Origin of the sequence: Vreelandella venusta, from assembly GCF_007989605.1 — a bacterium.
Taxonomy (GTDB): Bacteria; Pseudomonadota; Gammaproteobacteria; order Pseudomonadales; family Halomonadaceae; genus Vreelandella; species Vreelandella venusta.
Map to the genome: position 1 here is coordinate 42,031 of NZ_BJUL01000009.1, position 24,696 is coordinate 66,726.

22 protein-coding genes and 1 riboswitch are annotated in these 24,696 nt (G+C 53.0%); of the genes, 15 read left to right on the forward strand and 7 right to left on the reverse strand.

Annotation, left to right across the window (positions count from 1 at the left end; genetic code table 11):
• Positions 1 to 407: 407 nt before the first annotated feature.
• From HVE01_RS11830 to HVE01_RS11850, 5 genes are all read left to right on the forward strand, one after another.
• Complete coding sequence (locus HVE01_RS11830) at positions 408 to 1,274, forward strand: nitrilase-related carbon-nitrogen hydrolase (protein ID WP_125751874.1); 867 nt, start codon at positions 408 to 410, stop codon at positions 1,272 to 1,274.
• A gap of 31 nt (positions 1,275 to 1,305) precedes the next feature.
• A complete protein-coding gene (gene hydA, locus HVE01_RS11835; RefSeq protein ID WP_125753822.1) occupies positions 1,306 to 2,745 on the forward strand; it encodes a dihydropyrimidinase in 1,440 nt (479 codons plus the stop codon).
• Positions 2,746 to 2,782: 37 nt separating this feature from the next.
• Positions 2,783 to 4,168, forward strand: coding sequence for an NAD(P)-dependent oxidoreductase (locus tag HVE01_RS11840; protein WP_213017539.1), 1,386 nt, complete (start codon positions 2,783 to 2,785; stop codon positions 4,166 to 4,168).
• Complete coding sequence (preA, locus tag HVE01_RS11845) at positions 4,165 to 5,499, forward strand: NAD-dependent dihydropyrimidine dehydrogenase subunit PreA (protein WP_125751881.1); 1,335 nt, start codon at positions 4,165 to 4,167, stop codon at positions 5,497 to 5,499. The genes HVE01_RS11840 and preA overlap by 4 nt, the downstream gene beginning before the upstream one ends.
• A 179-nt stretch (positions 5,500 to 5,678) precedes the next feature.
• The gene (locus tag HVE01_RS11850; RefSeq protein ID WP_146944318.1) at positions 5,679 to 6,551 is read left to right on the forward strand and encodes an ABC transporter substrate-binding protein; all 873 of its coding nucleotides are present in this window, start codon (positions 5,679 to 5,681) and stop codon (positions 6,549 to 6,551) included.
• Here the strand turns inward: HVE01_RS11850 and HVE01_RS11855 are convergent.
• Both HVE01_RS11855 and HVE01_RS11860 read right to left on the reverse strand, forming a co-directional pair.
• Complete coding sequence (locus HVE01_RS11855) at positions 6,548 to 9,604, reverse strand: efflux RND transporter permease subunit (RefSeq protein WP_146944320.1); 3,057 nt, start codon at positions 9,602 to 9,604, stop codon at positions 6,548 to 6,550. The genes HVE01_RS11850 and HVE01_RS11855 overlap by 4 nt on opposite strands.
• 1 nt (position 9,605) lies before the next feature.
• Entirely contained in the window at positions 9,606 to 10,703 is a 1,098-nt protein-coding gene (locus HVE01_RS11860) for an efflux RND transporter periplasmic adaptor subunit (RefSeq protein ID WP_125751889.1), read from the reverse strand.
• Positions 10,704 to 10,852: 149 nt separating this feature from the next.
• Between HVE01_RS11860 and HVE01_RS11865 the strand changes: the two genes are divergently transcribed.
• From HVE01_RS11865 to HVE01_RS11880, 4 genes are all read left to right on the forward strand, one after another.
• The gene (locus HVE01_RS11865) at positions 10,853 to 11,473 is read left to right on the forward strand and encodes a TetR family transcriptional regulator (RefSeq protein ID WP_125751891.1); all 621 of its coding nucleotides are present in this window, start codon (positions 10,853 to 10,855) and stop codon (positions 11,471 to 11,473) included.
• A gap of 74 nt (positions 11,474 to 11,547) precedes the next feature.
• Positions 11,548 to 12,813, forward strand: coding sequence for a cytosine permease (gene codB, locus HVE01_RS11870; protein WP_125751893.1), 1,266 nt, complete (start codon positions 11,548 to 11,550; stop codon positions 12,811 to 12,813).
• A 16-nt stretch (positions 12,814 to 12,829) separates the two neighbouring features.
• Positions 12,830 to 14,086, forward strand: coding sequence for a cytosine deaminase (gene codA / locus HVE01_RS11875; protein WP_125751895.1), 1,257 nt, complete (start codon positions 12,830 to 12,832; stop codon positions 14,084 to 14,086).
• A gap of 32 nt (positions 14,087 to 14,118) precedes the next feature.
• Positions 14,119 to 14,289, forward strand: a riboswitch (FMN riboswitch).
• Positions 14,290 to 14,394: 105 nt separating this feature from the next.
• Positions 14,395 to 14,892, forward strand: coding sequence for a 6,7-dimethyl-8-ribityllumazine synthase (locus HVE01_RS11880; protein WP_125751897.1), 498 nt, complete (start codon positions 14,395 to 14,397; stop codon positions 14,890 to 14,892).
• 102 nt (positions 14,893 to 14,994) lie between these two features.
• On the opposite strand, the gene HVE01_RS11885 is transcribed toward HVE01_RS11880, so the two are convergent.
• A complete protein-coding gene (locus HVE01_RS11885) occupies positions 14,995 to 15,444 on the reverse strand; it encodes a GNAT family N-acetyltransferase (protein WP_146944322.1) in 450 nt (149 codons plus the stop codon).
• Between the two features lie 92 nt (positions 15,445 to 15,536).
• Between HVE01_RS11885 and pdxR the strand changes: the two genes are divergently transcribed.
• From pdxR to pcsA, 3 genes are all read left to right on the forward strand, one after another.
• Positions 15,537 to 17,009 (forward strand): MocR-like pyridoxine biosynthesis transcription factor PdxR, encoded by a 1,473-nt coding sequence (gene pdxR, locus HVE01_RS11890; protein ID WP_146944324.1) that lies wholly within the window; start codon positions 15,537 to 15,539, stop codon positions 17,007 to 17,009.
• 24 nt (positions 17,010 to 17,033) lie between these two features.
• Positions 17,034 to 17,639, forward strand: coding sequence for a DNA-3-methyladenine glycosylase I (locus tag HVE01_RS11895; protein ID WP_146944326.1), 606 nt, complete (start codon positions 17,034 to 17,036; stop codon positions 17,637 to 17,639).
• A 202-nt stretch (positions 17,640 to 17,841) separates the two neighbouring features.
• The gene (gene pcsA / locus HVE01_RS11900; protein ID WP_372374328.1) at positions 17,842 to 18,522 is read left to right on the forward strand and encodes a phosphatidylcholine synthase; all 681 of its coding nucleotides are present in this window, start codon (positions 17,842 to 17,844) and stop codon (positions 18,520 to 18,522) included.
• 133 nt (positions 18,523 to 18,655) lie between these two features.
• Here the strand turns inward: pcsA and HVE01_RS11905 are convergent, their stop codons facing one another.
• Both HVE01_RS11905 and HVE01_RS11910 read right to left on the reverse strand, forming a co-directional pair.
• A complete protein-coding gene (locus HVE01_RS11905; protein WP_241006755.1) occupies positions 18,656 to 19,612 on the reverse strand; it encodes a zinc-dependent alcohol dehydrogenase family protein in 957 nt (318 codons plus the stop codon).
• Between the two features lie 83 nt (positions 19,613 to 19,695).
• The gene (locus HVE01_RS11910) at positions 19,696 to 21,138 is read right to left on the reverse strand and encodes an aminotransferase-like domain-containing protein (RefSeq protein ID WP_146944330.1); all 1,443 of its coding nucleotides are present in this window, start codon (positions 21,136 to 21,138) and stop codon (positions 19,696 to 19,698) included.
• Positions 21,139 to 21,363: 225 nt separating this feature from the next.
• Between HVE01_RS11910 and HVE01_RS11915 the strand changes: the two genes are divergently transcribed.
• Positions 21,364 to 21,564, forward strand: a complete 201-nt coding sequence (locus tag HVE01_RS11915) for a DUF1127 domain-containing protein (RefSeq protein ID WP_125751907.1) — start codon at positions 21,364 to 21,366, stop codon at positions 21,562 to 21,564.
• The gene (locus HVE01_RS11920; protein WP_146944332.1) at positions 21,551 to 22,423 is read left to right on the forward strand and encodes a PhzF family phenazine biosynthesis protein; all 873 of its coding nucleotides are present in this window, start codon (positions 21,551 to 21,553) and stop codon (positions 22,421 to 22,423) included. The genes HVE01_RS11915 and HVE01_RS11920 overlap by 14 nt, the downstream gene beginning before the upstream one ends.
• 94 nt (positions 22,424 to 22,517) lie before the next feature.
• Here HVE01_RS11920 and HVE01_RS11925 read toward each other — a convergent pair whose 3' ends face one another.
• Complete coding sequence (locus HVE01_RS11925) at positions 22,518 to 23,474, reverse strand: hypothetical protein (RefSeq protein WP_146944334.1); 957 nt, start codon at positions 23,472 to 23,474, stop codon at positions 22,518 to 22,520.
• 125 nt (positions 23,475 to 23,599) lie between these two features.
• Here HVE01_RS11925 and HVE01_RS11930 point away from each other — a divergent pair, with 125 nt between their 5' ends.
• Entirely contained in the window at positions 23,600 to 24,058 is a 459-nt protein-coding gene (locus tag HVE01_RS11930) for an Lrp/AsnC family transcriptional regulator (protein WP_146944336.1), read from the forward strand.
• A gap of 7 nt (positions 24,059 to 24,065) precedes the next feature.
• Here HVE01_RS11930 and HVE01_RS11935 read toward each other — a convergent pair whose 3' ends face one another.
• Positions 24,066 to 24,686, reverse strand: coding sequence for a TetR/AcrR family transcriptional regulator (locus HVE01_RS11935; RefSeq protein ID WP_125751919.1), 621 nt, complete (start codon positions 24,684 to 24,686; stop codon positions 24,066 to 24,068).
• Positions 24,687 to 24,696: the final 10 nt, after the last annotated feature.

Here is a 24,696-nt window from a genome sequence, read left to right on the forward strand (position 1 = left end):
GTCTTAAAAGCCATTAATAAGCGTAGCCATTTAAATAAAATACGCACCAAAAAGATGCGCAAAAAATATCAAAACTCAAAAAAATAAACACAACCATATGTTTTAAAAGAAAAAACAAACATCACCAACATCGAACAAAACTTCACCAACTTAGAAAACTCATCACTAAAAACAATAAAAATATCAATAAATCAAAGAGTTAAATCAGAAAATTAAAATTATTAAAAAACACTTGAAACAACACCTCACAAAGGACTATGTTCAAAAAGCTGTCAATAAAGACAACTTTTTGAACAACAATAAGACACCACTGCACGCCACGTAATCACACACTTGTTACTTGACCAGTAACGTACCGACATGCGTACGCATGCGGTTGGCGCGTATGACTTGAGAGGGCATGTTCTATGCAGAAAATGAAAATTGGCTTAATTCAAATGGGGCTCAAAACCAGCACCGATTTAGACCCCGCGGCGATCCGCGATGCGATGAACGAAGCACACCTACCGATGATTCAGCAGGCCGCCGAACAGGGTGTGCAAGTACTGTGTTTTCAAGAAGTCTTTAACCAGCCGTACTTCTGCCCAAGCCAAGATGGCAAATGGTATGCCGCCGCTGAGCGGGTTCCAGAAGGCCCCACCTGTCAGATGATGCAAAAACTGGCTGCCGAACACCGCATGGTCATTATCGTGCCCGTGTATGAAGAAACAGAGACCGGCGTTTACTACAACACCGCCGCCGTGTTTGACGCCGACGGTAGCTACCTCGGCAAATATCATAAAACTCATATCCCTCAAGTGGCCGGTTTTTGGGAGAAATTCTTCTTCAAACCGGGCAAATCAAACTGGCCGGTCTTCGACACTGCCTACGGCAAAATTGGTGTGTATATCTGCTATGACCGCCACTTCCCTGAAGGCTGGCGTGCACTAGCGCTTAACGGTGCTGAGGTAATCTTCAACCCTTCCGCTACCGTAGCAGGGCTTTCCCAGTACCTATGGGAGCTTGAGCAGCCTGCTTCCGCTGCGGCTAACGGTTGCTTTATTGCCGCTATCAACCGCGTGGGTACAGAAGCGCCCTGGAATATCGGTGACTTCTACGGCTCCAGCTATATCGTCAACCCCCGCGGCAAAATCGAAGCCCAGGCCAGCGAAACGGAAGACGAGCTGCTAGTGCATGAAATTGATTTAGACATGGTGCGTGAGGTGCGCAATAACTGGCAGTTCTTCCGTGATCGCCGCCCCGATGCCTACACCCGCCTCACTGATGGTGAGTAGCCCTGTTGATGAACCATACGAGGACTTCATGATGAGTTTATTGATCAAAGGCGGCACCGTCGTCACCCATGCCGATACTTACCGCGCCGATGTGCTGTGCGTCGACGGAAAAATCCACGCCATCGGCACCGACTTGGACCTCCCCGATAACTGCGACATTATTGACGCCAGCAATCAGTTGGTAATGCCCGGTGGCATTGACCCCCATACCCATATGCAAATGCCGTTTATGGGCGCAGTGGCCAGCGAAGATTTTTACACCGGCACCGCCGCCGCGATGGCGGGTGGTACCACGACGATTATCGACTTTGTCATTCCAAGCCCAGGCCAATCACTCTTAGAAGCCTTTGAGACGTGGCAAGGGTGGGCGGAAAAAGCGGCTACCGATTTCGCTTTCCACGTGGCAATCACCTGGTGGGATGAGAGCGTCAAAGAGGAAATGGGTACCCTGGTGCGCGAACACGGCGTGAATAGTTTCAAGCACTTCATGGCCTACAAGGGCGCGATTATGGCCACTGATGACATATTGGTGGAAAGCTTTTCCCGCTGCCTTGAACTGGGCGCGGTACCTACGGTACACGCCGAAAACGGCGAATTAGTTTACCACATGCAGCAGAAGCTACTGGCCCAGGGCATTACCGGGCCGGAAGCTCACCCACTTTCCCGCCCGCCCCAAGTAGAAGGCGAAGCCGCCAGCCGAGCGATTCGAATTGCCAGCACGCTAGGCGCGCCGGTTTACCTGGTACATGTATCCACCAAAGACGCCGTCGATGAAATTGCCTATGCCCGCCAGCAAGGTCACCCAGTATTCGGCGAGTGCCTAGCAGGACACTTACTCATTGATGACAGCGTTTACCAGCATTCCGACTGGGCAACCGCCGCGGCCCACGTAATGAGCCCCCCCTTCCGCCCCAAAGGGCATCAGGAAGCACTTTGGCATGGCCTGCAGTCCGGCAATTTGCAAACCACCGCCACTGACCACTGCTGCTTCTGCGAAGAACAGAAAGCCGCAGGCAAAGATGACTTCACTAAAATCCCTAACGGCACCGCCGGGGTAGAAGATCGCCTTGCCGTGATATGGGACGCAGGCGTTAACAGCGGCAAGCTCTCGCCCCAGGAGTTTGTCGCGGTGACATCTACCAATACCGCCAAAATTTTCAACCTGTACCCTCGTAAAGGAGCCATCCAAGTGGGCGCCGATGCCGATATTGTGGTGTGGGACCCTAATGGCACACGTACGATCTCCGCAAAAACGCATCATCAAAATGTCGACTTCAACATTTTCGAGGGCAAAACGGTGCGCGGCATTGCTCGCCACACGATTAGCCAAGGGAAATGGGTATGGCGAGACGGTGAACTGCACGCCGAGCGGGGTGCTGGTCGCTACTTAAAACGCCCCGCCTACCCAGGCGTGTTTGAGCTACTGGCTAAACGTGCCGAATTAAATGCGCCGGTAGCCGTAATGCGCTGAACAGCTCCTCAAGAAAAGAAAAAATCCAACAGGAGAGATGACCGTGAACCACTCACTTGACCACCTGCCTAGCGCACAAGAGGTCGGCACCTACGATCCACCGACACTGGCAAACAACTTTACCGATCTCCATCCACCGTTAACCCACCGTCAAGCAATGATCGAAAGCCAGCGCTGCTTGTACTGTTTCGACGCCCCTTGCGTTGAGGCCTGTCCATCGGATATTGATATCCCCAGCTTTATTCGTCAGATCAGCGAAAACAACATTAATGGCGCAGCAGAAACCATCCTGGAAGCCAACATTCTTGGCGGCAGCTGCGCCCGGGTGTGCCCCACTGAAATCCTCTGCGAGCGTAGCTGTGTGCGCAACCATGATGCAGAGTGCCAACCAGTGCTAATTGGCCTGCTGCAACGCCACGCCACTGACCATATGCAGTTCGAAAGCCACCCATTCAAGCGGGCGGCTAACAGCGGCCGCCATATCGCCGTGGTAGGCGCGGGGCCCGCTGGCCTTTCCTGTGCCCACCGCTTGGCGATGCTAGGCCATCAAGTGACCATTTTTGAGGCCGAACAAAAACCCGGCGGGCTAAATGAGTACGGTATCGCCCGCTATAAGATGACCGATGATTTCGCCCGTAAAGAAGTAGAGTTTCTATTAGAAATAGGCGGCATTGAGCTTCAGTACGGCCAGCGCCTCGGTGATAATTTGTCGCTTGCGACGCTGCACCAGCAGTTCGATAGCGTTTTCCTCGGCTTGGGTCTTGGTGCCAGCCGTGCCCTAGGGCTCACGGGGGATGATGCTCCCGGCTTGATGCCTGCCGTTGACTACATTAAAACCCTGCGCCAAACCAAAGACCTTGGGAGTTTACCTGTCGCCAAGCGCTGCATTGTGATCGGTGCAGGCAATACCGCCATTGATATGGCGACCCAAATGACCCGGCTTGGTGCGACAGAGGTAACGCTGGTCTACCGCCGCGGCACAGAGGCGATGTCTGCTACCGATCATGAGCAAGAAATTGCCAAAGCGAACGGCGTGCGCATGGTGACGTGGGCTCAGCCAGACGACATTTTATTGGATGACCAAGGGCGCGTGGCGGGTATGCGTTTTGCCAAGACCCACGATCGGGTTGGTCAGTTAACACCTACTGGTGAAACATTCGACCTTGCCGCCGACGCCATCTTTAAGGCGATTGGCCAAGGCTTCGATAGCGCTAGCCTGACGGATGAAGCCGCCAGAGAGCTTGCCCGCGACGGCGAACGTATCCAAGTTGATGCTTTCTTCCGCACCTCAATGCCCAATGTTTACGCGGGTGGCGACTGCGTGAACCCCGGTCAAGATCTTACTGTTCAAGCCGTTCAACACGGCAAACTAGCTGCCCATGCCATTCACCAAGCGCTTGCCGCCAAGCAGGAGGCCGCATGAACACACTTCCCTTCACACCACCAGGCAACAAAAACAGCGGCGACAGCGTAGTAAACGGCATTGACCTGTCGGTGAATTTTGCAGGCATCAAAGCCCCCAACCCGTTCTGGCTAGCCTCAGCCCCGCCTACCGATAAAGCCTATAACGTAGTACGCGCCTATGAAGCGGGTTGGGGCGGCGTCGTCTGGAAAACCCTTGGTGAAGAGCCACCAGCAGTGAATGTCTCTTCACGTTACTCTGCGCACTATGGCAAAAACCGCGAGGTGATCGGCTTCAACAATATCGAGCTGATTACCGATCGCTCGCTGGAGATCAACCTTCAAGAAATCACCCAGGTGAAAAAAGACTGGCCCGACCGAGCGCTGATTGTCTCTATCATGGTGCCCTGTAACGAAGACGCTTGGGCCTATATTTTGCCACTCGTGGAAGCAACTGGCGCAGATGGCATTGAGCTCAACCTGGGCTGCCCTCATGGCATGCCGGAACGCGGCATGGGGGCAGCGGTCGGCCAAAATCCCGACCTGATCGAAAAAGTTGCTTACTGGTGTAAGAAGCACTACTCAAAGCCGGTGATTGTAAAACTCACCCCCAACATCACCGACATTCGAGTGGGTGCCCAAGCCGCGCTACGGGGTGGCGCCGACGCGGTATCGCTGATCAACACCATCAACTCGATCACTAGCATCGACCTGGACAATATGGTCGCCAAACCCACGGTAGGCCATCAGAGTACCCACGGTGGCTACTGCGGCAGCGCCGTGAAACCTATCGCGATGAATATGGTGGCAGAGATTGCCCGCGACCCGGCAACGCCAACGCTGCCGATTTCCGGCATCGGCGGCATTTCTACATGGCGGGATGCGGCAGAATTTATCACTCTGGGAGCAGGCAGCGTGCAGGTATGTACCGCTGCAATGCTCAACGGTTTTCGCATTGTAGAAGAGATGAAAGATGGCCTTTCACGCTGGATGGCAGAAAAAGGCTACGACTCTATTGAATCGTTCTCGCGCAAAGCCGTGCCCCAAACCACCGACTGGAAACACCTGGACATCAACTTTAAAACCATTGCCAAGATTGATCAGGACCTGTGCATTGAGTGCGGTCGCTGCTATATCGCTTGCGAGGATACCTCCCATCAGTCGATTGCCAAGCTCACCGAGCAAGATGGCGCACGCCGTTACGAGGTAATCGAAGACGAGTGCGTTGGCTGCAACTTATGCCAAATCACCTGTCCAGTGGAGAATTGCATCACCATGGTGCCTCAAGAAACCGGCAAACCATTCTTGGCCTGGGACAACGACCCTCGTAACCCCTTCAGAGTCGCTTCATAAGCGTGTCCCATAAACGCCTCATCACGACCTAGTCTTCGCGAATAGCACCGCCCTCCTCTGTGAGGGCGGTCACTTTGCGCAACAGTTTGTTCCGTTATAAAAAGGCGACATAGCGCCTCTTCTTTTGAGAATATGAGAAACCATCGCATATAAAACATTTTCTCATAAAAGGAGCTACGATGAAGCCTACCTCTTTTGCCACTAAATTCGTTCCTACATTCGCCACAGCCGTACTGTTTTCAGCCATCAGCGTAAACGCTCATGCCGAACAGCGCATCGCCACCTTCGACTTAGGCAGTTTAGATACGCTAGATGCGCTGGGCTTAAGCGAACAAGTGGTTGGCGTCCCCAAGCAGAGCCTGCCTACCTACCTAGAGCAATACGCTAGCGACCGCTATAGCGATATTGGCGGCCTGCGCTCACCGGACATGGAGGCCATCAGCGCTAGCGAGCCTAGCCTGATTCTCTACACTGGCCGCCAGGGCGATTGGAAAGCAGCACTTGGTGATATTGCCCCGCTACTTAACACCAGTTTGCAAGGCGATAATTACCTCGCGGCGTTTGACGACAACGTGCGTGAGCTCGCCAGCCAATTTGAGGCGGAAAGTGAAGCTGATGAGGCACTTGCAACGCTCCACACAGAGATTGACGCGCTACGCGAAGCACTCAGCAATGCCCCCAGGACACTGGTCGTCACTCACAACGGCGGCAACCTGATGCTTAACCAACATCCCGTCGTTCACGATGTGCTAGGCGTGGAAGCGCTCAGCATGCCAGAGAGTGTGATCTCAGAAACCCGTGGTGAGCGCACCTTTACACCGCTTTCTGCTGATGCCATTGCCGACATCAAACCAGACGTTGTGCTGGTCATTGATCGCAGCGCCGCCATTGGCAATGAACCTGCGGATGCCGACCAACTGCGCCAAACACTAGCCGAGGCTGGTACTACCCCCCAGCTAGTGATGCTAACCCCGGCTCTGTGGTACCTCTCCGGTGGCGGCCTACAAAGCTTAGCGCTACAAATTGAAGAGGTCGCTGCTGCGCTGAATTAAGTGCTCGATGAATCCTCATGGATCTTGATCTGGTAAAGCACGCAATAGATCACCGGTAGCACGATAAGAGTAAGCAGCGTGGCAACACCAAGCCCGCCGATCAGCGCAACCGCCATGCTGGCGAAGAATGCATCACTAATCAACGGAATCAGACCCAGCATGGTGGTTAGCGCAGCCATTGAAACGGGGCGCACGCGACTAATGGCGGCGCGCACCACGGCGTGATAGCGATCTTTGTGCAACGGCAGTTGCACATTGATCTCTTCTACCAGAACAATAGCATTCTTAATCACCATCCCGATCAAACTCAGCGTGCCCAGCAGCGCCATAAACGAGAAAGGCAGCCCGGTTAGCAGTAACGCGGCCACTACGCCGACAATGGTCAACGGCACCAAAAACCAGATCGCCAGCGGCTGACGGAAGTTATTAAACAACACCACCGTGATAATAAACATCATCACCAAGCCAAGCGGCAACGATGCAAATAGGCCACTCTGAGCTTCACCGGCAGTCTCAAATTCACCGCCCCACTCAAGCCGATAACCGGGAGGCAATTCAAGCGCCTCTACTTGAGGTCGAACCTGAGCCAATACACTAGCCGCCGTCACGCCGCTTAACGGGTCGGGTTCGCCATACACTGCCAACATGCGCTCGCGGTCACGGCGCATCACCAGCGGGTCAGCGACCTCGGTCGTCACATCACGCATCACTTGATCAGCCGTGATGTAACGCCCCTGTTCGGCGCTCCATACGTTAAGCGACCCGATGTTATCGATATCGTTGCGCTGCTCTGGTATCGCTCTAGCGACAATCGGAATCAAGTCGCTGCCGTCACGGTAGATGCCCACCTGACTACCGCTAGTGCTCAACGCCAATGTGGCCGCCAGGTTCTCGCGGGTAACGCCCAGCCGTCGTGCGGTGTCTTCGGCAAAAATTGGCACCACGGCCTGAACACGGTTACGCCAGCTAGTGCGAACACTGACCATATCGGACGTATCACTAAACAGTGCCGCGACTTGATCACCGAGCTGGCGTAACACGGCGGGGTCGCTGCCGTAAAACCTTGCTTCGATCTTGGCTTTCGGGGCAGGACCAACTTCCAGCGGAGCAATTTTATAGTCGATATCGCTGTGATCACGCTCAAGTACCGCTTCGATATCCGCCATGCGCGCTTGCTGTATCGCTTTGTTATCGGTTTCAACAATTAGCTGTGAATAGCTGGCATAGCGGTCTTCCGGCGCATAGGTCAAGGTAAAGCGCTGGGCACCGCCGCCGACCACAGTAGTGAGATGACGGACCCCCTCCATCTCCATCACCACCTCTTCCAACTCTGCCACCCGCCGTTGGGTTTCCAGAATATCAGTGCCTTCTGGGGTGCGGTAATCAACAAAGAAGATGGGCGTATTCGAGGCAGGGAAAAAGGCATTCTTGACGGAGCCAAAGCCAACAACCGCGCCTGCCAATATAGCTATCACCAGCCCCAGTGTTAGCCAACGCAGCCGAATACCCGCCACAATCACGCGGCTAAACAAACGGTACACCACCCCTTGGTAAGGGTCTTCATCTGTACTGCTAGGCGCTACATTGCGAAACAGCAGCTTGAAATAGAACGGCGTAAGCGTCAGCGCTGTCAGCCAACTTAGCAGCAGTGAATAGAGCAACACATAAAACAGCGAGCCGATAAATTCACCGGTGGTATCTGGCGACAGCCCAATTGGAGCGAATGCGGCAACTGCGATCAGCGTAGCAGCCAGCAGGGGCCATGCGTTTTGTCGAACCACCTGATGCGCTGACTCACGAATACTTTGGCCACGCTTTAGGCCGACCAGCATGCCTTCAGTGACCACAATGGCATTATCGACCAGCATCCCCAAGGCGATAATCAGCGCCCCCAGCGAGATTTTTTCCAATTGCAAACCGTGAATGCGCATCAGCATAAAGGTGCCAATAATGGTAATCAGCAGAATAAAGCCCATTAGTAGGCCGCTGCGCCAGCCCATAAACAGCATGAGCACCACAATGACGATGGCAACCGCCTGGATCAGACTGATTAAGAAACCGGATACCGCTTCATCCACCACGCTCGGCTGGTCATAGACCACATTGAGTTCCATACCCAACGGGGTGCGCGCTTCCAGTTCGTCAAGCCGCTGTTCAAGTCGAGCACCGACTTCGACCACGTTGACGCCGCTTTCAAACGAGATGCCCAGGGAAATAGCCGGTCGTCCCATATCGCGGTAAAGCTGCTGCGGTTGCTCGGTCAAGCCGCGGGAAACCTCTGCGATATCGCTCAGTCTTACCAGCTCGCCGTTACCTTCACTAACGATTAACGCGCGTAAATCATCAATATCAGCGGAACTGCCCGAAGGCGTTACTCGGAAACGCTGACCTCCCTGCTTCAAGTGCCCCGAGTCCACTACGGCATTTTGCGTATTCAGCAATTGCTGGAGTGAGCTTAGCGGAATGTTCAGCGCACGTAGCCGCTCTCGGTCGACTTCAATGAAAATGCGCTCGTCCCTTACCCCCGCAAGCGACACCTTTTCAACGCCGTCGACTAAGGCGAGCTCACGCTTAAGAAACTCAGCTTGGCTTTTCAAATCGGGCATGGCATAGCCATCACCGGTCAGGTTAATCATCAAGCCGAACACATCGCCAAAATCGTCGTTAACTCGTGACTGACTAGCGCCTGGCGGCAAGGCGGCCTGCGCATCGCCCACTTTGCGGCGTAATGAATCCCAAAGCTGTTGCAGCTCATCGTTTTGAACCGTGCTTTGCAGCTCGATGGTGATTTGAGATAACCCGTTAGAACTCACCGAACTGATGCGTTTAATTGCGGGCATTTCCTGAATGGCTTCTTCCAGTGTCGAGGTGACTTCCTGCTCCACCTCTTCTGGCGTTGCACCAGGATACTGGGTAGTAACCAGTGCATTACGAATGGTAAATTCAGGAAACTCAAGCTGCCCCATGCCAGTGAACGCAAGCGCCCCGCCGAAGAGCAGTACCACGGTCATTAAATAGCTAGCGGCCCGGTGGCGTAAGAAGTAATCAACCATCTTATAGCCCCTGTTCCTTTTCCCATGGTGTTACACGCATATCAGCGCTGACACGATGGGCCCCCGCTGCCACCACACGATCATTCGCGGCGAGTTCGCCACTCACTTCTAACCCCTTAGAGGTTAAACGTCCCACCTCGACCGGCACCGCCTCTAAACGGTCCGGCGCCTGAAAACGCCACACCACCGCCTGCTCTGAGTTCTCACCTTGATAGCTAATGGCGTCAGGCGGCAGATGCCAAACAAGACCTTCAGACGCGGGTAACAGTTGGCCTAAATCAAGCCGCACGGTGGCGCTCATGCCATCCAGTAGCGTGATATCGTCGGGCTGCGGCAGCCGAAGCGTTACCTCATAAGCCAAGCTTTGGGCGCTGGCCTGGGTGGTATAAGACGCCAACTGAGCAAGGTAAGGTTTTTCGCTATTGCCAAACCGCACTTCAAAGGCCATCGCCGTTTCAAACGGGGTTACCTCGTCACTGTGGGGTATTTGCTGAACGATTTGCTGCGGTAAGTGAAAGATCACATCAAGCTGCCCTGGCTGCTGAATCACCGCCACGGTTTCCTGTACCTGGACAATCTGTCGGTTATCTACCGGCACCTGGGCAATCACACCATCGTAAGGTGCGCGCAGTTGGGTATTTTCCAACTGCTCTTCGGCCTGCTCAAAGGTCGCCCGAGCGGCACGCAATTCCGCCGTTGATTCATCAAACCGTGCTTGGCTAATCGCTCCGCGCTCAAGGGTATAGCGCATGCGCTCGTGAGTGGCCCGTGCCAGCTCCAGCCGCGAACGAGCGCTATCCAACTCACTGCGCATATTACGATCATCAATACGTGCGATAAGGGTGCCTTCCGTTACCCGCTGACCGGGACTCACGTTAAGCTCTAACAGTTCACCCGCCATGCGAAACGATAGATTACTGCGTGTAGTGGCTTCAACGCGCGCAGGAAACTGGCGCTGCAGCGCGGCACCAGACGCTTCTAAGGTCATCAGCTTCACCGGCCGAGGAAGAGGTTCATTGTGGCTCTCGGCATAAGCGTCACCTGTTGCCAGCAACAGGGCCAGCAGCGCTGGAAGCAATCGAATCACAGTGTTACGCACAGCGGACTCCTCGGTGGTGTTATCAATACGCAGTCATAAAAATTTAACTGACATTCATGAATGTCAGTTAATGTGTATACTAATCGTCTACTGGCGACTTTGCCATTCAGTAATGCCAATATAAGTGCACTTTTTTGTTAGGAGCCGTTATGTCACGCCGCAAAGCTGAGGCTGAACGCACCCGAGAGGCCATTCTTGATGCTGCAGAAACTCAGTTTCTCGCCCAGGGGGTTTCGCGCACCACATTGGCCCATATTGCCGCAGCGGCTGGCGTTACCCGCGGTGCCATTTACTGGCATTTTGAGGATAAAGCAGCGGTATTCGATGCTCTGCTAGAGCGTGCTCGCGTGCCGCTCGATGAAATCGTCGATGATGCGGTGCTGCGGCTGGGCCATACCCCCAGCCAGTGTTTGCAAGAGATTGCACTGAGTGCGCTTAGCGCTATTTGCCATAATCTTCCGTTACAACGCGCCGCCACCATCGTGCTGCATCGCTGCGAAAAGCTGGAAGATGATCACCCACGTATCAGCATGATCACTCGGCTTTCTGAGCATGCCGAGATGCAGGTTGAACAGCTGTTTGAGAAAACTCGGCAAACCGGCCATCTACGCGCTGACCTCACCCCCGCCAGCGCCCGTCGCCAGTACCATAGCTTTTTAATCGGCATTTGCTTTGATTGGCTACAAGATCCACAACAATTTTCATTAGCAGACGAGTACGAGAGTATGATCGAAACGTTAATGCGGGGGATGTTGGAAAGTACGCTTTAAACGCCTTGGGAAGCTAAGCTTGGCACGCAGGTTGCTTATATAACTATGAAAATAATACTCACCTGGAGCCTCCCATGCACCACTCTGACTATCCGCTAAGTGAAGTCCCCACTAGCGCCCGTAAGGGCTTACTCTCCACCTCCGTTGTGCTGCTCGGCTTTACCTTTTTTACTGCCACCATGTGGGCTGGTGGCTCGCTTGGCCAATCGTTCCCGATTGGCCAACTGCTCTGGATCATCCTGGTGGGTAACTTGTTGTTGGGCGCTTACGCGGCAGCCCTCGCTTACATTGCCTGTAAAAGCGGTCTTAACTCCGTGCTGATGGGACGCTTCTGCTTCGGTGAAAAAGGCAGCAAACTTTCCGATTTTATTCTCGGCTTTACCCAGATTGGTTGGTACGCCTGGGGCACCGCCACCATTGCTCTAGTGTTAGTACGCACCACAGGAATGCCTGAATGGCTGGAAATCCCCTTAATGGTGCTATTTGGGTTCGGCTTCTGCGTAACGGCCATGATTGGCTATAAAGGGATGGACTGGCTTTCGCGCTTTGCCGTCCCCGCCATGATGCTGTTTATCTTGATTAGCTTGTTCACCGGTCTAGTGGATGCACGCGGATTTGCCGGACTAAGCCAGCAAACGCCCACGGAAAGCATGAGCGTGGCGGCAGCGATTACCGTCATCATTGGCACCTTTATTAGCGGAGGCACCCAAGCGACTAACTGGAGCCGCTTCGCTAAGACGCCAAAAATTGCCGTGATCGCGACTCTGGCGGCTTTTTTTGTGGGCAACGGCTTAATGGTGCTGACCGGCGCACTGGGCACCATGATTTACCAGCAGGCGGATATTGTCGATGTATTGATCGCACAGGGCTTTGTCACCATCGCCGTGCTTATGTTGTTTCTAAATATCTGGACCACCCAGGACAACACCATCTACAACTTTGCCGTCGCGGGCTGCAATTTGCTACGCACCGAGAAACGCCGCTTAGTCACGGTGTGTGGCGCAGCAATTGGCACCGTACTAGCGGTAGGCGGTATGTATAACCTGTTGATTCCCTTTCTAGTACTGCTAGGCACCTTTATTCCTCCTATGGGCGGGGTGATCATGGCGGACTTTTGGCTCAAACATAAAGGCCGCTACCCCACGCTGGAGTCCACTCAGCTAGCCAATTTTAATCGCCGAGGGTTAGCCGCCTATGCACTAGGCGCTGGAGCCGCTTACCTCTCCCCGTTGCTCCCCCCGTTGGTAGGTGTCGTAGTAGCGGCCGTTAGCTACGCTGTACTGCTTCGTTTAAACCACGCTACGCTAAGTGATACCTCCCCTTCGACTGCCAAACAATAAGTGAGCCACTAATTCTATGAGTATGCAGATCATTAACGCCCGCCTACGCCAGCGCCCCGAGCTTTACCGGCTTGAGATTGAGAACGGCACGTTCACAGCGATTACCGCTCAAGACGCACCACAAGCGGCGGGGGATGGGCAAATTGATGCAGGCGGCAAGCTGCTTTGCGCGCCGTTCATTGAACCGCATATTCACTTGGACGCCGCGTTAACGGCGGGCGAACCAAGCTGGAATCAAAGCGGCACGCTGTTTGAAGGCATTGAGCGCTGGGGGGAGCGTAAGCCCATGCTCACCGCAGCAGATATTCGCGAACGCGCGCTTAACACCCTGAATCTGTTGATAGGCAACGGCGTCCAGTTTGTGCGCACACACGCCGACACCAGCGACCCCAGTCTAATCGGCATTAAAACCCTATGCGCCTTGCGCGATGAATTGAAAGATAAAATTGATATCCAAGTGGTCGCCTTTCCGCAAGATGGCCTGCTTTCCTACCCCGGTGGCGACCGCCTGATGGAAGAGGCGCTGGAGATCGGTGCGGACGTTGTCGGCGGCATTCCCCACTTTGAGTACACCCGAGAACTAGGCGTCGCTTCCATGAAGCGGGTGATAGAGCTCGCGATCAAATATGACCGTTTGGTGGATGTGCACTGCGATGAGATAGACGACCCTAACTCGCGCTTTCTTGAGGTGCTGGCCTGCGAAGCGCTGTTTAACGATTTAGGCAGCCGCGTGACTGCCAGCCACACGACGGCGATGCACTCTTACGATAACGCCTACTGCTCCAAGCTGTTTCTGCTGCTCAAACGTTCGGGCATCAACTTTGTCTCCTGCCCCACCGAAAGCATCCACCTGCAGGGACGCTTTGATAGTTACCCAAAACGTCGCGGTGTTACCCGCGTAAAAGAACTAAACGCCGCGGGCATTAATGTCTGCTTTGCCGAGGACTCCATCTTCGACCCCTGGTACTCGCTGGGTAACGGTAAGCTGTTGCGGACGCTCGATTTTGGCCTGCATATCTGCCAAATGATGGGCTACCAGGATTTCAGCCAGGCGCTATCGCTTATCACTGATAACAGCGCCCGCACACTCAATATTGAGCAACGTTACGGCATTGAGGTCGGCAAGCCCGCTAGCTTCAACCTGCTCGAGGGTGAAGATGATTACAGCGTGCTGCGCAACCAGGGTGAGGTGCTACTTTCCGTTCGCCACGGTGAGATTATTATGCAGCGCGACCCCGCAAAGATCACCACGCCCCCGTGGCTTGGCCTTTAGAAAAAGCGTAATATAGCCGGGCTGATAATCAGCAAAGTTCTCAGGGCGGGGTGAAAGTCCCCACCGGCGGTGATGATGACCGAATAAATTTTTGTCATCTAAGCCCGCGAGCGCTCAAGACGGTTGTTGTTTATTTCTTGAGGTCAGCAGATTCGGTGAAAAGCCGAAGCCGACGGTGATAGTCCGGATGAAAGAGAACGGTACCTTAGACACGCAACTTAAAAAGTGGCTTCAGCCACCTTTTTCGGTTGCCTGACGACCGGTCCCGCGTGCCCTGATTCTGGTACAACTTATCCAAGAGAATGACCATGAATCAGACATTTCCGCTAACGCTTTCAACACATACCACAGCTCAGCGCATTGCGTTTATTCAAGGCCACTGGCATCACGACATTGTCGAGAAGGCCTATGAAGCCTTTATCACTGAAGTAGAACGCTGCGGTCTTAACGCCGAACAAGTGGACATCTTCACCGTATCAGGTGCTTACGAAATCCCCCTCCAGGCAAAGGTTCTCGCCGGAAGTGGCCGCTATGGCGCCATTGTCGGGGCAGGCTTTGTGGTAGATGGCGGCATTTATCGCCACGACTTTGTCGCCCATGCGGTCATTGACGGCTTAATGCGCGTGCAGTTAGATACGCAAGTACCGATTATTTCGGTCGTCTTAACACCACACCACTTCCATGAGCACAGCACTCACCACGACTTCTACACCCAGCACTTTGTTACCAAAGGGCAAGAAGCCGCCCAGGCGTGTCTGAATACAATGGAAAACCTGCATCGAGCGCGCAAGCTAAGCAACGCGTAAATCTATAGTGCAGTTAAAATCTATAGCGCAGTTAAAATCTGTGCTGTTTGAGCCCGGCTAAACGCCGGGCTCGAAATGACGGTTCCTTAGTCATCATTTACGTTATTTGATATCCAGCAAATAGCCGTAAAACGCCGTGTTGCGCTGCCAGTCCAAGGACTCATAAAGGTGCTGGGCGCGCTCGTTCTCTACCTGGGTCATAAGGATTAAGCGCGCGACACCATGCTCGCGAGCCAGTTGGGTAGCGGCTTCCATTAACGCCCTACCCGTGCCCTTGTCACGGCACTCCGGCAACACAAAAAGATCATTTAGTGTCCAACGCGCATTCAAGCCCACCGTGGAAACCCCAGGATAAAGTTGCACGAAACCAGTGAGATTACCGTCACTATTTTCACTCACTAAAATGCGCGAATCCGCCAGCCCAAAGCGCTGACGCAAGAAATCCCGCGCCGCACCGAGATCACTCGGCTGATTATAGAACTGCCGATAGCCGTCGAGTAATCCACTAAGTGCCTCTAAGTCAGACAGTACCGCTGAACGAATATTAACCATGGCAACTACTCCATTAAGATGGTGAACAAACTCAGCTTGCCGCTATAGTGGTCTATAACAAAGAGCCACTTATCGCTAAATTGAGGGAACCAGTGAAACGACGTAACGCTGCTAGCGATTGGATTACGGAGGCGCTAGCGATAAGGCTAGCAGCGAATGAAGCAGCCACGCTGGTTCAACAGCTCTACCGTTCGCTTAAGGATTGGATTCAACATGGCGAATTGACGGCAGGCGATGCACTTCCCTCTTCTCGCTATTTATCCACCGCTTTAGGTATTAGCCGCAATACGGTGCTGGCCGCTATGGACCGGCTGCTGGCGGAAGGATTGCTGATCGCTCGCCAGGGAGCGGGGCTCTATGTGGCACAACTACCCACACGATTAAACAGAACCGAACTTCCCTCCCCTGTGCCTGTTCGCTATTCAAACCGGGGCAACACACTACTAACGCTAAGTGGCGCGTTAAGCCACGGCCATCGAGCGTTTTCCCCTGGTGTCCCGGCGCTCGATCTGTTTCCCCGCGAGCTATGGCAACGCCTTTTGCGTCGTCACTATTATCACGCAGAAATGTCATGGATGGATTACCAAACCAACGGTGGGCTGCCTGAACTTAAAGCTGCCCTTTGTGACTATCTACGACTCTCCCGCGCGGTGCGCTGTCAACCAGAGCAGATCGTGATTACCCAAGGAGCTCAGCAGGCATTTGAGTTGACTACCCAACTGCTCACCGATAACGGCGATTCGGTTTGGATGGAAGAGCCTGGTTACCGCGGAGCGCAAGCATGTTTCCTAGCCTCGGGCTTAACGACAACGCTCATACCCGTAGATAAAGAAGGACTAAACCCTTCACTAGCGCCTGCAGGCGCCCCCTCACCCCGGCTAATCTATGTAACACCTTCTCACCAATATCCCAGTGGCGTTACCATGCCGATACCACGCCGACTAGCATTGTTAGAGTATGCTTCTCATGCTGGCAGCTGGATCATCGAAGATGATTACGACAGTGAATTTCGGTACGACACGCCGCCTACTCCCTCTCTACAAGGCCTCGCCGAACAGACGTCGGTGATTTATGTGGGTACCTTCAGTAAAGTGCTTTACCCCGGCTTGCGTTTAGGCTATTTGGTATTGCCTGATAGGCTTGCCGAAGACTTTAAGCGCGCCCATACGCGGCTGCACCGCGAGGGTAACTACCCCATACAATCAGCGCTTGCTGAACTTATTGCCAACGGCCACTTTACTCGCCACATCGCCCGCATGCGGGCTGCGTATTGCCAACGCCAAGCCTGCCTGCGCACTGCATTAGCGCCTGCGGTGGCCGCAGGGCTTCAGCTTTCTGACGGTCATGCAGGCATGCACCTACTGGCTGAGCTCGATAATTTTGAAAAAGAAGAGATACTGGTAAGGCGCGCTAATGAAGCAGGTATTACGCTTTCTCCTCTTTCCCGCTATTACCTCGGTGAGAATAAGCGCCCTGGTTTAGTGCTCGGCTATGCAGGCTCAACGGAAAGCGAACTAATGAAGGCAGGAAAGTGGCTTAGCCGCACATGGTTAAGCTTATGCTAAGAAATACACGCTAAGGAGCGCATAATGCCCGACTTTATTGCCCCCGATAACCTTCCACGCTGCCAGTGGTGTGGCGGTGCCCCCGAGTTTCTGCCCTACCATGACAACGAGTGGGGGTTTCCGGTGGTCGACGACCAACGGCTATTCGAAAAGCTCTGCCTGGAAAGTTTTCAGTCGGGCTTAAGTTGGCGCACGATTCTCAACAAACGCGAGAACTTCCGCGCTGCCTTCCATCATTTCGACTTCCATCACGTTGCCCGCTTTAGTGAAGAAGATGTGCAGCGCCTGTTGCAGGACGCAGGCATTATTCGCCATCGCGGCAAAATCGAGGCGGTGATTAATAATGCCCAACGGGCACTGGAAATGGTCGACCAGGAAGGTTCACTGGCCGCGTTTTTCTGGCGTTTCGAGCCAGCGCCAGATGCATTGACCGCGCCTCAGACACAAACCACTTCGCCTGAATCCATCGCACTTGCTAAAGAGCTGAAAAAGCGCGGCTGGAAATTTGTTGGTCCAACCACTGCGTTTGCGTTTATGCAGGCCATGGGGCTACTCAATGATCACTCGCTGAGGTGCATCACCCGCCAGCAAGTCGAACAGGCAAGGCAGCAATTTCAACGACCAAAATAGCAACAGAGGCACAAGGCACTATACTTTTTGCACAACCGTGGCATGCCCAGATGGCTGGCCTACGTATTCGCTGGGTGCCGTCTTGTAGTAGGGTATGGTTTTTACACACTTATCTATACACCGAACAGCAAGGGGACATCACGTTCCCAATGGGGTCAACGTGGTCCAAACGCTCTCTTCGCACACAGAATCCCGCGCTTCAATATGGAAAGCTTGGAGCGTGCATATTTTTACGGCCAGCGGCGTACTGCTCGGCACAATGGCGCTGCTCTCGCTGATCGATAACAATCCAGTCGCCTGCTTGCTATGGCTTGGCGCAGCGATGATGGTCGACGGTTTCGATGGCACTCTAGCACGCAAGTATGAAGTAAAAGCCATCTTGCCCCACTTCGATGGCTCAACCCTTGATATGGTCATCGATTATCTAACCTGGGCATTTATTCCCGCTCTGTTTATTTACTTCTTTATTGAGTTACCGCCCAATTTCGAATTGCTGTCAGTGTTTATCATTCTGCTGTCATCGATGTTTTGTTTCTGCAACACCAATATGAAAAGCCAGGATAATTACTTTGTTGGCTTTCCTGCTGCCTGGAACATTGCCGCGGCCTATTTTTATATTCTCGATTTACCGCCCTTTATCACCTTTGCGTCGATCGTTTTGCTAGCCATTCTTACCGTGACCAAGATGAAGTTTCTGCATCCGTTTCGTGTACGTCAGTTCATGCCTCTCAATATCGCTGTCACGCTATTATGGTGCGCATGTACAACGTCACTGGTGCTCTCCAGCCCCGATCATGCCGCCTGGGCACTGTGGGGATGGGGTATTACATCCGTTTACTTCATCAGCATGTGCATATGGCGTACGGCTCAAGAAGCGTTTTGATTGATACGCAACGGCTGCTCTTTTGGTTCAGCCTGAAACATTACGCACCCGAGGTTGAGAGCTATTGCACTGCAAAACAGCGCCTCGTATAAGCACCGCGCTTCTAAATCAGGCTTTAACTTTGAAGCAAGAGTCATTGCCTCCAATCGGTAAAGTCTAGCAACATCTTTTGGCCTTTCGGATGAAGCGCCACCTCAATAGCTTTACGCCAGTCTTGGCCAGGAAGCACTTGATAGCGAGGCATATCTGTCTGGCCTAAGAGCTTCCAGATATTTGAGAACTTTTGTTGCCAAGCATCTGCTGACGTCTTGGCTAAACTGTCGCGTAGATGAAATCTTCTATAGTGAGCCGAAGGTTTGGTATTTAACTGGATAGCCTGTCCAGTCAATAACCCATAGGCAATAAACGTCGATTCAGGGGCCATTGATTGCAGTATACCTGCCGCGACTGGCCCACCCAAAGAGTCAAATACCAAATCAGATTTACGCGCAACATCCGAGATCTGCGACGCATCTTGAATAGAGATCGGTTTGATACCGAGCGTCTCTAAACGCGCAATTCTACTATCTGAGCGGTATATGCCAGCGACTTCCTTAGCGCCGTGACGATATGCCCATGCTCCAAGGTAATCAGCGCAATTCGATCCAGCCCCACTAAGCAGGACACGCTTTCCTTTTACAGGCCAAGTCTCAAGCATAGTTAGGGCGGCTAAGGGATTAATGTAGGCACGTGCTGCGACGACGTCAGGTATGGCATCTGGGACGGGCACTGCGAGAGCTGCATCACAATCCAAAATAGTCTGCCAAGTACCAACGCCTCGTAATGGAAGAACTCGCTTTCCGGTCAGGTAAGAATATTTACGTGGAGCATCAATAACACGGCCAACCCCTTCGTAACCTGCAACAGCGGGTAGGTTGATACGGTGAGAATAAGCACCTGTTATAGGAATTAGGTCAGACGGATTAATTGGAGCACACAACATCCTCACCCTGAGCTTACCTTCGGCCCTGCTTGGAACTTCAGTTGTCTCTATGTTCAGTTTTTCAAGTGGATTTCCGAACGACCGATAGGTAAGTGCATGACGACGCATGAGCACCTCTAACATAGTGGATGAATTTCCATGGCCTAATATGAATACGGATACATGCTCAGGGTTGCGGTCTAGACACGAACTTAGATAATACTTACCGCATGCGCCTGAGCTTCCTCCACCATCTCGGTGGCGAGTGCTCCCACGGTGCGCACGGCATCTTCGATAGCCGGTGTTAGCGTAAATGCGTAGTTAAGTCGCAAACACTGGCGAAACTTACCCGAGGCTGAAAATAGCGAACCAGGAGCCACATGGATGGCGCGCTTGGCTAAGCGCTCATTAAGACGTTCGCAGTCTACGGCAGTAGGTAACTCCACCCATAGCAAAAAGCTGCCTTGCGGATAACTGATGCCCGTACCCTCTGGAAAATAGCGCTGCACCCAGTTGATCATGATGTCCCGTTGGCGCTGATATTGGCGGGTAACATAGCGAAGGTGACGCTCGTAGTGGCCTTTGGCGACAAACTCCGCCACCGCCAACTGCGGCAATGTGGCCGAAGCTCCGGTAGAGACATACTTCATATGCAGCGCCTTATCTCGATAACAGCCTGGCGCCAGCCACCCCACTCTTAGCCCTGGCCCCACCGTTTTCGAAAAGCCACTGCACAACAGCACCCGCCCATCGTCATCGAAAGACTTCACCGTCAACGGCCTTGGCTGGGCATAGGCAAGATCACCGTAGATATCGTCTTCAATGATGGCCACATCGAAGCGTTGGGCAAGTTGAAACAGCGCCTGCTTGCGCGCCTCGCTCATGGTATAGCCCAGTGGATTGTTATAGGTCGGGGTGACCTGGATGGCGCGGATCGGCCACTGCTCCAGCGCCATTTCCAATGCTTCCAAGCTGATACCGGTTTGTGGATCAGTGGGAATTTCCAACGCTTTTAGGCCATTGGCTTTTAGGATCTGCATGGTGCCGTAAAAGCTGGGCGAATCCACGGCCACTACGTCGCCAGGCTGAGTCAAGGTGCGTAGCGCTATCGACAATGCTTCCTGACAACCAGTGGTGATCATGATGTCATCCGGGTGCAGCAAACAGCCCGATGCAATGGCCAGCCGCGCCACCTGTTGACGCAGTTCGGCACTTCCACTCAGCTTGTCATAGTTAAAGCCGTTCAGGTCGTTCTTACGGTGTAGCCCCGCCAATATTTTCGACAGCGGCTTAAGCGTTTCATACGCCAAGTTCGGCACACCGCGCCCAAGCAGCAGCCGGCTATCGTCACGCTGGGTAGCGACCAGCTCTAATACTTGATCCCATTGGGAGACATCCAGCGGGCACTGCGCAGGACGAGAGACAGAAGGCAGCACCGTAGGCACCCTGCTTGGAAGTACAAAGTAGCCCGATTTCGGTCGTGACTCGATCAGCGATACATCCATCAACTGCCTGTAAGCTTCCTGAGCAGTCGAGATACTGACATCAAGCTCCTGACATACCGCTCGAATAGAAGGCAGGCGATCCCCCACGCGGTAAATACCGTGCTCAATTCGCTCCCGCAAAGTACAAGCAACCTCTTCGTAGCGTGTCATAACTCCAGCCCTCTATCTTTGAGACGCTTTTAAAATCGCTCTTCAAAACGTTCTTGAAGACGCTCTTGAAGACGTTTTTAAAAACAATACAGATACCCTGCCCAGCAACCATACAGAGGTATAACATACACCATCTGTATCCTAAAAATAAAAAATCCTATATCTGTATTGATCAAGCATGGCTGCGTAATCTGGTTGAGCATATCGCCATCAAGGAGAACTGCCATGCTACGCTTCAGCCTCACCCAAATTCGCTGTCAGTTACGCCACTATTATCAGCGCCGCTGTAGCCGTCGCCAGTTACTAGCCCTTGATGACCGATTACTGAAAGATATCGGCATCACCCGCACTCAAGCGCAAAAAGAGGGTTGTAAACCGTTTTGGAAGCACTCGTCATGCAAAAGAGGCCCCTATGAAAACTGCTGAGTATTACCTGTTGGATGTGTTTACCGATAAGCCTTTTTCGGGCAATCAGTTGGCAGTTTTTTTAAATGCCGATGAGCTTGAAACCAGCACCATGCAGGCAATTGCCAATGAGCTTAACTTAGCTGAAACGGTATTTTTAGGCGCGGCGACAACGGCTAATCACTATCCTATGCGGATTTTTACACCGACGTCTGAGCTGCAGTTTGCTGGCCACCCCACCGTCGGTACCGCGCATCTACTGGCAGAGTTAAACCTCGCCAACCGCGAGCAAGGCATTGTGCTACAGCCACCTGTCGGCGCATTAGCGGTTAATTATGAACAAGAGGGAGCAACCTTTAAGACCGCCCTATCCGTTATGGTCACGGGCAGCACTCTTGATCGCCTTACGGCCGTTGAGCTACTGGGGCTAGACATCCACCAAGTCATTGGCGACCCCGTCATTGCTTCTTTCGGGCTGCCCTTTCATCTTATTGAGCTAGCGGACCTGGCAGCCTTGGAGCAGATTCAAATCGCCGGTTCAGTATGGGCGGATGCTGTTACACCCAGCAGCGCTGGGCAGATATACCTGTACGTGGTGGAACAACGCGATAACGAAGAGACGATTGTACGGAGCCGTATGTTCTGCATGCACGCTAGTCTCTGCGAAGATCCCGCCACTGGCAGCGCTGCAGCAGCGTTAACCAGCTATTTAGCGTCACTCACCCCCGCTCCTCTGCACTGTAAGATTCACCAAGGTGTTGAAATGGGACGACCCAGTGTCATCCACACCACCGCCAATGGCACTATAGAGCCAGGGTTTGTCACTGTCGCAGGACACGCAATCATCGCTGGCGAAGGTAAGCTTTACTTGGACGATTGAAGCGACTAACAAAACAATAAAAGTATCGATTTCGCGACATATCAAGCCCATCGCTATCAGTGCGGGCAAGCCACCGTGGCTCGCCCGCCTTTGTTTATGAGGGGCTTAGCTGATTCCCCGTAGTTTTGGGCCAGCGGGCAATTACCGCGGTGACAATAACGGCAAACAACAGCCGTGCCCATAAAATGCCCGTTATATCGGCTCCAAGCATCAAGATCAGCAGCGTATCTTCTATAACACTATGGCAGAGGCCGAGAAAACACAGCGCCAGCGTGCTGTCGCGCTTGCTTAGCACTCCATTTTGCACGTCACGAATCAGCAGCCCTGCACCATAGCTTAACCCCAGCGTGAAGCCTATGACCGTCACATTCGCTGCCGAACGACCAATGCCTAATAGCTTGAGCAACGGTAGCAAGCCAAGATGAATCCAACGCTCTAGACCCAGCTTTTTTAACAGTTTTAAGAGCACAATCAGCGCTAAAATAATCACAAAAATAAGCGCTAACGTTTCCAGCTGCGCCCACGCCCAACTGCTGAGCGTTGGTGCTGATGAAAAACTTGGCTGCCATACCAATTCAACGGGTGCTTGCAACAAACCAAAATACGAGTAGAAGCAGTGTAACAACCAAGCAAGCAGTAACGCCCCGCCGACACGCAGAACCAACGTGCCCCACCAAGGTACGCCAGCACGCTTGGCAACCGCTCCCTCAACGGGAAGTGAATGCCCTACCAGCATCAATGCCCCTAGTACCGTTACCTGTTCAACACTCAAAGGCGTTTCACCAACGACTTGGAAGAACACCGCAATGGCGGTGTACAAATTGGTGAAGAGCGCCGCCGCCCACACAACGCCCATTTGTTCGGGCAAACCGAGCGTGCTCATTAAAGGAGCTAGTACCATCCCCAGCCACTCGATCATACCAAGTAGCTCTAACCCTTTGACGATAAGCAACGCAGGTATCAGGATTTTGAGTAGTGTCACATACACGCGCAGCGCGTCTTGCAGTACACGACCTACCACCGCCAATAAATAGTGAATTGTGATCCGCATCAAACCCTCATTGCCATCGTTTTAACAAACGTTATGATAATGGGGATGACGCAGAATCTTCTTTTCAATACGGCGGTCACAATCACTATTCGTTTTTTATAAACTCAAAAAGAGAATTTTATTGCATGGACGCTATTGATCGAAGGATTCTTGACCAGCTTCAACGTGATTCAAGCCAAACCAATCAAGCCTTAGCGGATGAAATAGGGCTTTCGCCCTCGGCCTGTTTAAAGCGGGTTAATCGATTACGCGATGCTGGCGTCATTGAGCGTGAAGTGGCGCTGCTCAACCCTGATACCTTAGGCCAGCGCCTACACATGGTGGTGGAAGTCACCATGGAGCGGGATAACAAATTACTCTACCAGCAGTTCTTAACATCAGCGGTCAACGCCCCTGAAGTGAAGCAGTGCTATCAAGTAACGGGTGAGTGTGATTTTGTGTTGATCGTGGCCGTCGCGGATTTAGATGAGTACGACCGCTTTTGCGACAGCGTGCTCTATGCCCACGACAACCTGCGCAAGTTCCGCACGTTACTGTCGCGAAAACGGCATAAATTTGATACGTCTGTGCAACTCAGTCGTTGAGCACAGCTCACGCCGTCAACCCAATTCCCCGCAAAATCACCGAGGTTACCGACTGCACGGCTTTTTCAAACTGCAGGTCGTCTAAGGGTTTATCGTCGTTAAGTAGGTAGATTTGGTAGTCGAAATCAGCGTAGTGCTGGGTGGAGGCCCAAATCATATAAAGGAGGTAGGACGGTTCAACGGGATTAATTTGGCCCGACTCAACCCACTCGCGAATTTTCGACTCTTTCAATTTAGCCCATTCGTATAAGTTATCGCGCAGGCGCTCTTTCAGGATGGGTGCGCCCTGCATTACTTCCGCCGCCCATACTTTCGAGCCGTGAGCGCGGTAACGAGAATGATTCATTTTGGCGCGAATATAGCTAGAAAGCACGACTCGCGGGTCGTCGTAGAGTTCAAAGCACAGCGCGTCCTGTTTCCAGATTTCCAGCAGCGCTAGCAGCACTTCCTGGTAGAGCGCCTTTTTAGTGGAAAAATAGTAGTGCACGTTGGATTTGGGCAGATCGGCCAACTGGGCAATTTCCCCCATCGACGCTCCGGCATAGCCTTTTTCAGCAAACAATTGCTCCGCCGCCTGAAGAATCTTTTTTACGTTGGTTTGCCGAATTTCGTCCTGTGTTCTCGCCACGCTGCTCGTC